The organism is Acidovorax sp. GW823-FHT05D11, from assembly GCF_058795695.1.
Genome location: NZ_CM179502.1, coordinates 3,115,451 through 3,127,625, shown reverse-complemented (window position 1 = coordinate 3,127,625; position 12,175 = coordinate 3,115,451). Strand labels below are relative to the sequence as shown.

Sequence of the window (12,175 nt, the reverse complement as noted above, 5' to 3'; positions counted from 1 at the left end):
GCTAAAATATCTGCGTGCTTTTGAATTCTGATAATATTATCGGTTTTTCCAATAAAGCCTTTCTAAGGCATCATATGGGGTGCCTATTGCACCGACTGGGGGCACTGCTTCCCCGGTGGCTGGACGGCTCCGACTTGGTTCGAGAATGCCGTGAACTGGAGCAGCGTTGTTGGCGTGAACTTGGCTACTCGCAACAACCAGTCTTTGGTGGCGATTTGCCGCCGTTTTTAATTGCGGATGCTGATGGTCATTCCGCCGATTTGTCGAACCCAACTGACCCGGCAGACCTAGCTGACTTGATGGCAACCTTGGAGCCAGCACCACTGCCTGCAGTGTCATACGTTGGCGCGAATCTCGACACGCTGGCGCGGCTGCTGAATATCACGCCCTTCGAGTCCCAGTGGCTCCTGTGGTCGTACTGCGTCCGGCGCTTTGGCTGTGCGATCTTGCCGATCATCCCTCTGCGCGATCAAGAGCATGGCTGCGAGGTGTTGGCGCTGCTGAGCGAGATGCCGGTGGATGTTGTTCGGGATGCCGTGGCGTCGCGCCGGTTGCACACCTGGGGTTTGCTGGATGGCATGGGTAGCGATGATGCGATGCCATCCATGCTCAGCGGCTGGCTGTTGGCCACCGACCAATTTGCTGATTGGATCGAGCAACCCTATGACTCGGACACTGACTTGTTGATAGCGCTCTGCCAGGCGCAAGTTTCATTGCCAGCCTCTCGCTGAGGCCACGTCTCTCGTCGGCTGCTTTTCTGCGGCCGCACTGATTTCTCTCACCCGCGTTTTCTATCCGGTACCTGTTTGCGGAGGACTACGCACGTCCATTTTTTAACCGTTTTGTTTCGTTCCATGCCCAAGGAGATTTCCATGACCACAACACCAACGTCCAAAACCGATGCAGCGGCTCCTGCGCGGACCACGCCGACCATCATCTATTCCAACACCGCCCGGTTCCCGCTGGGCCAGATCGTAGCCACGCCCGGAGCATTGGAACTGCTGCAAGAAACCGGCTTCAGCGCAGCCGCATTGATCTCACGGCATGTTCACGGAAGTTGGGGCAATCTGTGTGATGAAGACCGTGCCGAGAATGACTTTGCTGTCGCGCGGCGGCTGCGGATTCTGAGTTGCTATCGGTTGGTCGATGCTGTGCGGCTGGCGGCAACACCGACAGACAAGCGGTCATCCCTGCCCACGGTCTGGATCATCACGGAGGCCGACCGCAGTGTGACCACGCTGCTTCGTCCAGATGAGTATTGAAATGTCCAAGGCGATTTCATTGAATCGCCCGGCTGTGTCCTATCGGTTCCAGCGGGTATACCCCGGCATCCAGACCGGGCACGCGCTGACGGTGCAGACCAAGCGCCAAGAGCCGGTGCGGTTTTTCATGCAACAGTCCGATCTTGACGGGGCCTGCGGCATACACATCGCGGCGATGATTTTGGCGATCCACGATCTCGCAAAACCGTCTGCCCTGCACGAGATGAGCCACAGAAAGTCCGGCGTCTCCGCGCTGGTTTGGCAGGCTTTTGAGCACACCTATTTTGCTGGAGTCCATCCCGAAGAATGGGTGGAACTGATGGATGGCCTTGACCTGCCATTGGCACTGACAGCCAAGTACGGCATGCAAGACAACGCAGACGGTCATGCTGTCGAATGGCTGATGCGCGGTGGCGATCTGGTGGCACTGGCATTCGCTTCTGTGAAACACAGCCGAACCAAGCACTGGGCGCTGGCGGTTGGCGTGGAAGGTGCGGCGGTCGGCAAGGTGCATACGCCGGACACCATTCTCTTGATCGACCCCAGCGCCAGCGAGCCCAGTTTTGCTCCCTCGAATGCGCGGCTGCGCTTGCCAACGACCGGCCCTGGCAGTCGGCGAGCACCACCGGATTTATTCAAGCCCTCGAATGATGGCAAGCGCAAGCCGGTGCATTGGATATACGAGGCGGCAGAGTGGAATGCCGAAGAAGTTCGATTGCTGGCCGCTGTGCGGCTGCAACGGAGGGTGGCAGCATGAAGCACAGTTTGATGCGGCGCCAAGTCCTCAAGATCGTCGGTGGCATGGTGCTATCACCCCGGCCACTGCTTGCGGCATTGACCCCGGCCGACAAGGTGCAGCAGACGGTGGCGGCGCTGCTGGCGGCGACAGAAGAAGGCTCTCTGTTGCAGATCGACCTGGAAGATTTACGCAACACGCTGAAGCTCTGCGGCAGTTCCCCCCTGAGCTTCACGGCGACGAACCACGACGCGGACAAGGTCCTTGATGCAAGCCGCAACGCATTGGCACAGATGCCGACGCACAACAAAGCAGCCGCTGTGGTGGTGTGCAGCGGGTACGGCAAGGGCTTTCAACTGACCCAGTGTGCAGAGGTCTTCAGGGCGATCCAGCACGCCATGGATGAATCGGCGTGTCTGGTGTTTGGCGTGGTTTCCAACCCCATGCTGGTGGGTGCCATGAGCGTCACTTGGCTGGCTGGCGCACCGGATGGTTAGCGCAGCGGTGAGCGGCGTGTTCCTTGTGGCCGGTCCCCGGTCTTTGCCAACGACGCCTCGTTGATCCGGCGCTTCACCGACGTGCGGCGAAGGTTCTTCGGCAACTGGGCCTCGAAGCCGCCCATCAATTCGGTCATGGTCATGCCAAGGGACTTCGCCAGCGAGTCCAGCACCAGCAACGTAGGTGCAGACAGACCGCGCTCCAACAGCGAGATGTAAGTGCGATCCATGGACGCATCGAAGGCGAGTTCGGCCTGGGACTTGTCGCTGTCCTTGCGCACGCTCTTCAGGTACTCACCAAACGCCACGGCCAGCGGATGACGGTCGGCAGCGACCTTCTTCTTGGCGGTGGTTGGCGTGGATTCCATTGAGGCAAAAATGCCTCAATGACGACTTAAATACGACAGAGTTAATTCTTCATTGTGAGAAACTTCCAGATACAGAAAGAGGATGGAGATGACAGCAAAACTTAAATGCGTGGCCTGGGGTTGCCTCGCCATGGTGTGCGGTTCGGTTTCCGCGCAGATTCGTGATGGCGCCTATACCGGAACACTGGACTGCGGCCCCTTGCTCACCAATCCACAGCAGGATGCTTGGAGCCAGCCGATTCAACTCACCGTGTCGGGCCAGAGCGTGGCCTGGGAGCGGCTGGATAGCCGACTGACCGAGACAGGCTCCAGTGTGCTGCGCGATGGCCGCGTGAGCTTCGCGCTGGAGGGCCGCTGGAACCCTGGACAGGGCCGTTCCGGGCAGTGGCGCAACGTGGTCATGCTGGAGTGGAAGAACGCGGCGCTGTCCGGGCCTGCCACCATTTTTTCTGCCAATGGCGAGCAGCGCTTGCGGGATTGCTCGGTGAGGGTAGTGATGGCCGGGAGCGCCGATACCTCGGCAGCAGCATCGCTTCAACGCAATGCAGGAGCGGCGATCTCATCGGCCGCCAACGGCAAGCTCGCTAATGTGGGTGAGTCGGTGGTGTCCAAGTTGCAGCGCGCTACAGCAATCCCCGCACCGGTGCTCGAAGCTCCTGCGCAGCCCCACAAGCAAGCCCCGATAGCACAGCGCTCGACTGATCCTACAGCCACAGAGTACGAAGCCGCTCAAGCCAAATTGCGCGCGGAGGAAAAAGCTCGTCAAAACCGTGCGCCAGTGCCCAACACACCGGACATGTGCGTCGATGGAGTATGTGTAGAGCAAGACCTGGGGGCTGTTGCTGCGAATTTGAACTGGGCTCCACCCGAGCCCATGGATCAAATTCCGAGCAGTCATCGTAAAGCCTACGAGGACGGAATTCGTCAAGGAATGCAGACCTGCGAACAGGCCAACCAGCCGCTTTGGGCGGACAAGGCGCGCAAGCTTTGCGACTTTCTCATCCTGGGGCCGTTGCGCCCCAAGGCCGATCTGGTGGCGTTCTTCAAGGAGAACCGGCAAGCCGTCTGTGTGACTGGCAGCAAGTATTTCAAGCTGCAGATCAAGACCGCCTTGGGGCCGACCTATGTCGAAGTTCGGTTCTCGCGGGATGGACGACCCAGGATCAAAGAGATTTCCAAGGAATTCCAAATCAAGAACAAGGACGATCTGGCCGATTTGAGCGCACAGATGCGCAAGAAGCACCCCTATATCGGCAAAAGCACTCGTGCAGTGACGGCTCCATGGGGTGGCTATGTCTCCTACGACGATGGCTATGCCCTGGGGCCCACATACCGGCTCGAAGCGCGCTCTGTGCTCTTTGATTCGCGCGAAGAGCCCAACGAGGGAACCTGCACGCCCGTGCGCAAGACGATCACCGTGCAATGAACAGCGCTTCTGGCAATCCATCCGATTTCTTCCTTGACGACAACACCATGATGAACTTTGATTTTTCACGCGCCACGTCGGTGATCTCGATCCTGGCTGCAGCCGCACTCTCGGCTTGCGGCGGTGGTGGTGACAGCAGCGCACCGACCACGCCTGTAACTCTCACACTGGCGGCTGCTCCAGCCATTGCCCCCGCCAACGGAAGCACCGGTGCCGACTATGTGCCTGCGGTGCAGTTCACGGCCAGCAAGGCCCTGGCTGCGGCCGGTATTAAGCTGGTATGCGATGGGGCTGCCGTGGCCGGTAAAACCACCGTCTCCGGCGCCGTGGCGACCTTCAGGGCAGATGCTCCAGGAGTTGCCGCCAATGCACAGTGCACGGCTTCGGTGGACGCTGCAGCAACGAAGGATGCGGCTGGAGCCGTGTTTACCGGCTCAACGGCCTTGACTAGCTTCACGGTGAAGGCGCTGGCTTGTCCTGGCGGCACCACCAACACCCCGCCGTCGTTCAATGGTGCGGCATTGGTAGCCGCCTGCGGCAATGTGTTCATTGAACCTGCGGTTGCCAAGAATCTCTGGCCGGGGATCGTCACTGGCATCCAGGCAGCCCTGGAGATGGATCGCAAGGTCTATGGCCAACTGCAGGCGGCCCAGCCGGATGTGCTGGTGTGCCAGTCGGGTGCCTGCGCGGACTATTTCGCGGGGCCACGGCGGCGCAATGTGACGCTGTACCCGAACACCTATGCGGGCCAGTATGTGGCGCCGCGCATGACCGTGGTGCTCACGTCTCCGACCTGGACGCAGAACCCCTATGTGCTGGCGCACGAGTTCTCGCACGTGGAGGTGGCAAAGCGTACCAATGGCGCGCATGTCCCAGCGTGGTTCGATGAGGGGCTCGCAACATATGTGGGTGGTGAGCCAGTCTGCACGAACGTCACCGGCAAGGGCATTGACGATCTGGGCAAGCTTGATCAGGAGACGGATTGGGTGGCGCACACCGGGCCGGAAGATGTGTTTTTCAAGACCTACTGCCAAGCACGTGCCGAGGTGGCGGCATGGATCGGCAAGCGCGGCAATGCCGGGGTGGTGCAACTGCTGGATGCGGTGCGGCAGGGGCAGCCGTTTGCGGGGAAGTATGGTGCGATGCTGACGCAATAAAGTTAGCCGCCCCTATCGCGGACAGATGATTTGCAAGGAATTTTTTGCCGCACTGACCAACGGTTGCAGTCGCTGTTTCAGCAATCACTATTTGCAGCCGAAACCGTCAATGTTAGTGACCGCAAACATGAGATGCGGTTCGCGCTGACAGTGACGGTCAATGGCCGAATTCGGCGCCAGAGACGGTGCCGGAGATCGCCAATTTGGCCGTTTTGAGCGACTTTCGATGGTGGCGTGTGGCTCTCCAGTGCCAACCATCGAAAGCTCGCCAAATCGCGTTTAAATTGATTTCATATTGTGATATTCGGTGATGGCCGGAGCATTGAACGTGTCGCTGCTTATTTGTTGGCTTTTGCGTCTCCGGCATCAGCACCTTTGCAAAGGGCCCCCCATTTGTGGGCATAGCTATTGAAGCCGGTACCCTGGATCAGAACCTCACCAATGGTTTTCATTGCACGGCGCTGAAGTTCGACGCTGGGCTCCCCACGAATATCAATGCCGGTTTTTGCCAAGATGGTTTTGCGCGTGGCCGCGAACGTGCTGTGACTGTCGGTGAATGCCGTCCGGTGTCCGCTAAGCCACAAGAGCAGTTTCATTTGTTGAACGTTCGTGAGGTCGCTGAGATGCTCGATTTGGGGCGCCACGCCGCCTGCTTTTGACAGACGCTCGATCCATACTTGCATGCGCTGGCGGGCAGCTTCAACATTCCATGCCAGCGGGTCGTTCAAGCCAAGGCGTTTGAGTTCAGGTGCGCGCAGCACCAATTCGAGGCGCACGCAGTTCTGCACCTTCTCCAGCAGATATTTCCGACCATAAACATGGGCAGGAAGACCGCGCTTGGGCTTCTCGATTTCCAAATCCTTACGGTAAATCCGAAGAGTCCAGCGGCTACTATGCTGCTGAACATAGACGGTTTCAATGCCGTAGGCACTCGCATCTTTGGCCTTCGCATAAACCAAGCTGCGCAACGCAGCCATAACGGCAGCGGCGCGCTCGGGCATACCGCAATCGCAATGCACGGCGTAGTCAATGCGAACCATCTGAAACTTCCCTTTGTTGAGCTTGGCGCGCTCTTTCACAGTTGGATCAATACCCATTTGTTTCAGAACGGCATTAATCATACTGAGGCAAGGTAAAAAAAGTTCCTCCACGCCGACAATGTTCTGACCCGTCGAGAATTTTGGAATGGACGCTTCAATATAGAGCTTCGCACCATTATCCCGGCTCAACACGCGGGCATTGATTTCACGAGAAAACTTGGAATGAACACGAAGCTCGAAGTTGCCCTCTCTTTTCAAATTCTGGTTGTTCTCTGCCAAGCGCTTCAAGGGCTTATGGCGCAGATCAATGACAACCGCCACAGTATCAATCAGACAAGAGAAAAAGGGTTTCCATTCGGCAGACGGTTTGACCACCACCGTTGCCAGCGGAAAGCGCATGCTCGGCTTTAGCGGCGTGCTCGGTTGCTTTTGCCGTGCCCGCTTGGGCGATGTGAGCATACGGCCACGGCGGCCAGCCATGGGTACGCGCTTTACTGGCGACCTGGCTGGATCAGAAAATATGCTGTTGCCGATGAGTTTGGGCAGCTTATTGGGATGGTTTTCATGAGTTCTCATAATCGACTCAAAAACTAATATTTCAATGAATTGTTGCGTATTACAGCCAGCGGCGAGCGCAGCCCTTTGCACTGATTTTGCGAGCGGCATACTCCCGCGCTGGCCGGTTTATGTCTTCAATCGGACGTGACAACGTGACAAGCTCAGTCCGCCGTTTCACCGTCAAAGCGGATGGATGCGCGAATCGCATAGAAGCGTTTACGCAGCTTTTCTTCCATGGGCAGCCGTACTTGCATTTGCCAGCCCTCGCTGTTTTTCACTAAATAGCCCGCGTCATACAACTTCTGCAATGCCATCTGGAGGCCGAATTTCTCGGTCAGAAGGGCCTCCAGCACCCCTGGCAAGAGCAGATAAACCATCTCACCGCCGCTGCCTTTGGTGTAGCCCATGACATTGCTTTGATCCGAGCGTCCGAACATGGCAAGGGCCGGGAAACGGTTGGCATTGCGGTCGATGAAGTCACGGACGGTCGTGATCACTTTTTCGCCGATGGGCGTGGTGTGGTGGGCTTGGCGAGCGGCATGCTCACGCAGAACCAGGCGCAGGGCCTTGAGCACCACCTCAGGCTTGAGTTTTAGCACCTTGAGATTGATCGCCAGCCAGCCCGTCACAACCCAGACCGCCAATCCGCTGACCAGGCGCAGCGTGACCCGATCCTTAATGTCCAAGCCTTCCAGCAGGCCGGTCTCTGCTTCCTTCAGCTTCTTGGGAAGCCAGTCACGAATTTTTCCGGGAGGCTGCTTGGCAATGGCGGCGATCCACTCGGCCCAGGCCGCACCGTAGTGCTCCCCACACGCCCGCTTCAGTTGATTCGCAAATTCATGCGCCTGCATGCCCTCCGGCAGGGTGTGAAAGGCACCATGCGGCCCCTGCAGCACCAACTCGAAGCAACGAGCAGAGAAGCCCTCCGGCAAGCTCATCTTGGAGTCGCCGACCATTTCCATGAACGACATTTCCGACGAAAAGCTCACACCGCATGACAGTTCATCGCCTGCCTGGACTTTCTGATTGGCCGTGCTGGTCAGGCGCTGTCCGCCATTGGCAACCAGGAAGCACAGGCCCATCAGCCCCTTCATGTCTTCCGCTTTATGAACGTCTTGGAAGAACACGGGCGCATCCGGGTGCTGCTCCATCTTCACGCGCAGGCCGTTGGTGGTGCCCGATGCGTCGTCGATCTTGTCGGCGCGCTCACGGACACTGCGGCCCACCTGCTGCAGCGTAGTCTTGCCCACGCTGCTGGGGGCCACGATCATCAAGATGGGGATCGGTAGTCCCAGCGCGCGGGCCAGCGCAGGAGCCAGCGCGGCCAGCACCGACACCAGCATGTAGGGGTTGCCCGGCAGATGGACGCCAATGGCTTTTTGCCAACTGGCGAGGTCTCCGGACGGCGGATCAATGCCGCCAGCCTCATTGATCACCACCACGGACAAAGGCGGCTTGAGACCAAAGAAGTAGGGCTTCCCGTGCAAGACGTAGAAGCCATAGCGCTGGCCTTGCAACTGCAGGCTGTGAAAGCCCTCGCGGCGGGCGACATACACCTCCTTGTCCGCAGACTCTGGCAGGATCGCCGCCATGGTGCGCAGCCCCTTCGGCGACATGAAGCTGGACATTCCGGCGCGCACGGCGAAATGCGCCAACCCCTCGCAACGGCCAAGTGCCAGTTCTTTTTCGTCCAGGGTGGCGTGGATATCATTGCCGCGCTTGTCCGTCGCCTTCACCAGCAATTGTCCCGACAACTCCCCCTTGTCATTCACCACCTGGTTGACCGAGAGCAGGTTCTTCGGCAAATCGGGGCTCAGCCGGGTAGCGGCGGGCTTGGACGAGGGCTTTTGCTTTTTCGGTTTGCTTTTAACCGCAGGGGGCGCGGCTTCCTTATTCTTGTGATCGTCTGCTTTCGCTGTCTGGTTCATGGCCTTAATCCTTCGCGACGATCATGCTCATATGGGATTGAAGGAACTTGGCCACTACCTCATCGGTGTAGCGCACCGTTTTTCCAATCTTGATGTAGGGAAGCTCTTTCTTGAATTTGCCCAGATAGCGCCACTGCGCGGGCGTCCTGGGGTGGATTTTCAAAAGTGCCGTCAAGTCTGCGTCAGACCATAGTTTTCCAGGGACAACCAGTCCTTCGGTGGATTTTTGAGTCACGATATTTGCGCGATTGCGCGCCCGTTCAAAATTAATACATGGCATCTGTTAATGCCGCTTGAACGTTTGTTTACCGCTTGGGTTGTTATTGTTGAAGCAGAGGCTTGAAGAGCCGGGCCGAAGCAGCACCCCTCCGTTTGTCTCAGCATGGACGCTGCGATAAGCGGAGAAGACTGGTCTTGTGCCTGTACTCTTGGCTTCGGTCTCTGCTGATTCGCATGGTCGCGTAGGTTGGCTGAATTCGCAAAAAAAGTAGCCGCCCTCTACTTTTTCTGACAGCGATGCGAGGGTGTGCTAGCGGTTTTCTTCGTGCTGTGAGGGATGTGGCTGGTGGTGTTCATGCCGCTGAGTACGTGACAACGTGACAAGCCATACGCGCAAGCTTGCAACGCTGGCGATTGCTGGCCTTTTTCACAGTCTCGCCAAAAGACTCCAGAACAGCGCGCCATGTGATGACGCCACTCTGCATCCAGCCAAGTAAGAAAGCCGCTCAAAAGCCGTTTTGGTAGCTTCTGGAGTGGATTTTTCTGACGGTTATTGCCAGCGACGGATGGCGACGAGCAGTAATCTGCTGTCTATTTGAAGTACACGCTATTTTTACAAATAGCGGGGGCTCTTTTTATGTCCACTTAGAGTGGTTTGGAAATTTATTGACATATTCCAAATTACCTCTTAGATTCTATTAAGACACATTTGATAGAAAGAGCCAGTCATGACAACCAAACAGCAACTATCCAGTACCGGACAAAAAATCGGCTATATCCGAGTATCCAGTGTGGATCAAAATGATGCACGCCAGCTAGATGGGTGGATGCTGGACAAAATATTCACAGACAAGGCTAGCGGCAAAGACGTGCATCGGCCGCAACTGCAGGCAATGCTCAGCCATGTGCGCGAAGGGGATCATGTGTACATCCACAGCATGGATCGCCTGTCCAGATCGTTGAAAGATTTGCAGGAAGTGGTGGAATTGTTGACGGCGCGCGGGGTGGCCGTGGAGTTCTGCAAGGAGAACCTGAGATTTGAGCGACCTGGGGCCACTGGTAGCGGTCATACGGCAGCCTATTCCAAACTGCTATTGCAAATGCTCGGAGCCGTGAGTGAGTTTGAACGCGCTTTGATTCGAGAACGTCAGCGAGAGGGGATTGCTATCGCCAAAAGCAAAGGAGCCTATAAAGGTAGAAAACCAGTGCTTGATGAAACTGCTAGAACTGCGTTGCAGGAAATGGTGGCTCGTGGCATGAAAAAAACTGAGATAGCCCAGGTGCTTGGTGTATCGAGAGCAACTGTTTATCAATACTTGAACGCCATTATTTAGAGGGTGCCGAGATCCTGCACATTGGTTTCTCAAGTTGCTCCACAAATTTGGCATGGCTGGATACCTGTTCCATATGAGGGGAACCAGTCTCCAAATTGATTACAACACTTCCGGCGCACGACCGCCCCTCATCTGAGCCTGCTGAAAATGGGAGACTTCCTCGATCTTGCTTTAGACTTTGCGAATGGCAATTTTCTGATATTTGAGTACAGGCAACATATGTTTTGCTTTTTGAGCAAACACTAGCGACTATTTCGGGGCGAGGGTTCCCGTGTCTTCCTCTCCCATTTGAGAAAAGCACTGTACCTGGTTTTACAGCATCCAGTAATTTATTTGAGAAATCTGTGGTGAAATCTGTTCCTGGCTTTCCACCATGGTGAGGGAAAACGAGTGTGGATGCAGCCAAATCTTGGCCACTAGATACAATTTCCTCTAATGTTTTCTGCTCCATGTCTGCTGCGAGGAGTGCTTTTATCCCACTTTTGTGCGAGACACGCACAACAATGCTATGAGAGTTCGCCGATATTTTTTTTCCATTCTCATCTCTTGCCCCAACTCCACCAAGTGCATTGAAAACGTTTGGCGATAAAGCGTCTAGAGAAACATCTTTTCCTACCCAGTCCTTAATGACTCCTCTAAAAACACCAATTTGCAAATCAATCTTACCCTCATTGAACTGAGATGCGAGGATGGCTCGTACGTCACGCCAAATTTTTGTATCTTTCGCGGCGTCGGAATTCAATATAACTTTCTTGACCTTAACTTGTTCTGAGGACAGAAGGCCTATAACTCCTGCAAGGTGGTCGTCATCAGTATGGGAGATAATTATTAGGTCAACTTCTGTAATGCCTACAGAAGAAAGATAAATGGAAGCATATGGACCTTTACCTGCATCAATAACGGCAACGAGGCCATTGTCAAAAAGTACTGAGCAGTTCCCATGCCCAACATCAAGCACTGTAAGATGGGAGCTCATAATGTCTTCCAGTTGGAAAAATATAATTCGGTCACATCTTCAGCACCAGTGTTAACTTCGGCAGTTACACGTGCTTCGCCCTTTTCCTTGAGTTCTTCTTGAATATTGATCGCTTGGGGAAAGCGGTCAACCTTTACCCGGATTTTGACGCCACTATGTGGATCCCAATTTGGAACCACAACATTTAGATCGAATGAATCTCCGTTCTTTTCAAGACCTTCGATCCGAACAAGGGTTCTGATTGGTTGCCTTCTTGTGACAAATGTGCCTTTGTATTCACCAATGCAAAGCATAAATGCTTCTATCAACGAGCTGGGCTCAAGTGATTCGCTTGAGATGGTTTTTGGAATGAATCTTTTTTGTCCATCTAAAGACAGTGGGGTGAAGTGACTTGAAATGATGAACGGGATTTGCCGTTTGTAGGCAGCCTCACCATATATATCCCCATTAAATGGAGAGTATTTCGTACTGTTTAGCTGATAGTCGAAGATGATGCCGTCGGTATAAGGGTCGATTGATCCGAACAAACTATCAATATCTTTGATTGGTGCACATACATCCACCCCCTCTAAGCCCATGTCCCTAATAGTTTCAAGATACGCATCTCTTACCAGTGGATCGTCATCTATGACATGAATACGCTGAATTTCTTTGTCTAAAACCATCAAGGACAT

The 12,175-nt window shown here is 55.4% G+C and carries 13 protein-coding genes; 7 read left to right on the top strand and 6 right to left on the bottom strand.

All coding sequences use genetic code 11. The features are described 5' to 3' along the window. Positions 1–14 precede the first annotated feature (14 nt). From AC3RCE_RS14505 to AC3RCE_RS14490, 4 genes are all read left to right on the top strand, one after another. Positions 15–731: a hypothetical protein gene (locus AC3RCE_RS14505; RefSeq protein ID WP_492253322.1), complete on the top strand. Its 717-nt coding sequence runs from the start codon at positions 15–17 to the stop codon at positions 729–731. Between the two features lie 141 nt (positions 732–872). Next, complete coding sequence (locus tag AC3RCE_RS14500) at positions 873–1,262, top strand: type I restriction endonuclease subunit M (protein ID WP_492253321.1); 390 nt, start codon at positions 873–875, stop codon at positions 1,260–1,262. Position 1,263: 1 nt separating this feature from the next. Beyond that, the gene (locus AC3RCE_RS14495; protein WP_492253320.1) at positions 1,264–2,019 is read left to right on the top strand and encodes a hypothetical protein; all 756 of its coding nucleotides are present in this window, start codon (positions 1,264–1,266) and stop codon (positions 2,017–2,019) included. Then, entirely contained in the window at positions 2,016–2,495 is a 480-nt protein-coding gene (locus tag AC3RCE_RS14490) for a hypothetical protein (RefSeq protein ID WP_492253319.1), read from the top strand. The genes AC3RCE_RS14495 and AC3RCE_RS14490 overlap by 4 nt, the downstream gene beginning before the upstream one ends. On the opposite strand, the gene AC3RCE_RS14485 is transcribed toward AC3RCE_RS14490, so the two are convergent. Further along, entirely contained in the window at positions 2,492–2,863 is a 372-nt protein-coding gene (locus tag AC3RCE_RS14485; protein ID WP_492253318.1) for a helix-turn-helix domain-containing protein, read from the bottom strand. The two genes, AC3RCE_RS14490 and AC3RCE_RS14485, sit on opposite strands and share 4 nt — an antisense overlap. Positions 2,864–2,951: 88 nt before the next feature. Between AC3RCE_RS14485 and AC3RCE_RS14480 the strand changes: the two genes are divergently transcribed. Together AC3RCE_RS14480 and AC3RCE_RS14475 are read left to right on the top strand one after the other, a co-directional pair. Further along, a complete protein-coding gene (locus AC3RCE_RS14480) occupies positions 2,952–4,289 on the top strand; it encodes a hypothetical protein (RefSeq protein ID WP_492253317.1) in 1,338 nt (445 codons plus the stop codon). Then, positions 4,286–5,446: a hypothetical protein gene (locus AC3RCE_RS14475; RefSeq protein WP_492253316.1), complete on the top strand. Its 1,161-nt coding sequence runs from the start codon at positions 4,286–4,288 to the stop codon at positions 5,444–5,446. Before AC3RCE_RS14480 ends, AC3RCE_RS14475 begins: the two co-directional genes overlap by 4 nt. Before the next feature lie 338 nt (positions 5,447–5,784). Here the strand turns inward: AC3RCE_RS14475 and AC3RCE_RS14470 are convergent, their stop codons facing one another. The 3 genes from AC3RCE_RS14470 to AC3RCE_RS14460 all read right to left on the bottom strand — a co-directional run bounded on the left by AC3RCE_RS14470 (position 5,785) and on the right by AC3RCE_RS14460 (position 9,207). Beyond that, positions 5,785–7,062: a phage/plasmid replication protein, II/X family gene (locus AC3RCE_RS14470; protein WP_492253315.1), complete on the bottom strand. Its 1,278-nt coding sequence runs from the start codon at positions 7,060–7,062 to the stop codon at positions 5,785–5,787. Between the two features lie 143 nt (positions 7,063–7,205). Next, positions 7,206–8,972: a DUF927 domain-containing protein gene (locus AC3RCE_RS14465; protein ID WP_492253314.1), complete on the bottom strand. Its 1,767-nt coding sequence runs from the start codon at positions 8,970–8,972 to the stop codon at positions 7,206–7,208. 4 nt (positions 8,973–8,976) lie between these two features. Continuing rightward, on the bottom strand, positions 8,977–9,207 hold the full coding sequence (locus AC3RCE_RS14460; RefSeq protein ID WP_146052293.1) for a hypothetical protein: 231 nt from the start codon (positions 9,205–9,207) through the stop codon (positions 8,977–8,979). A 712-nt stretch (positions 9,208–9,919) separates the two neighbouring features. Between AC3RCE_RS14460 and AC3RCE_RS14455 the strand changes: the two genes are divergently transcribed. Further along, entirely contained in the window at positions 9,920–10,525 is a 606-nt protein-coding gene (locus tag AC3RCE_RS14455) for a recombinase family protein (protein ID WP_492253313.1), read from the top strand. Here AC3RCE_RS14455 and AC3RCE_RS14450 read toward each other — a convergent pair. Then, the gene (locus AC3RCE_RS14450; RefSeq protein ID WP_492253312.1) at positions 10,518–11,501 is read right to left on the bottom strand and encodes a ComEC/Rec2 family competence protein; all 984 of its coding nucleotides are present in this window, start codon (positions 11,499–11,501) and stop codon (positions 10,518–10,520) included. The two genes, AC3RCE_RS14455 and AC3RCE_RS14450, sit on opposite strands and share 8 nt — an antisense overlap. Beyond that, positions 11,498–12,175 (bottom strand): hypothetical protein, encoded by a 678-nt coding sequence (locus tag AC3RCE_RS14445; protein WP_492253311.1) that lies wholly within the window; start codon positions 12,173–12,175, stop codon positions 11,498–11,500. Before AC3RCE_RS14445 ends, AC3RCE_RS14450 begins: the two co-directional genes overlap by 4 nt.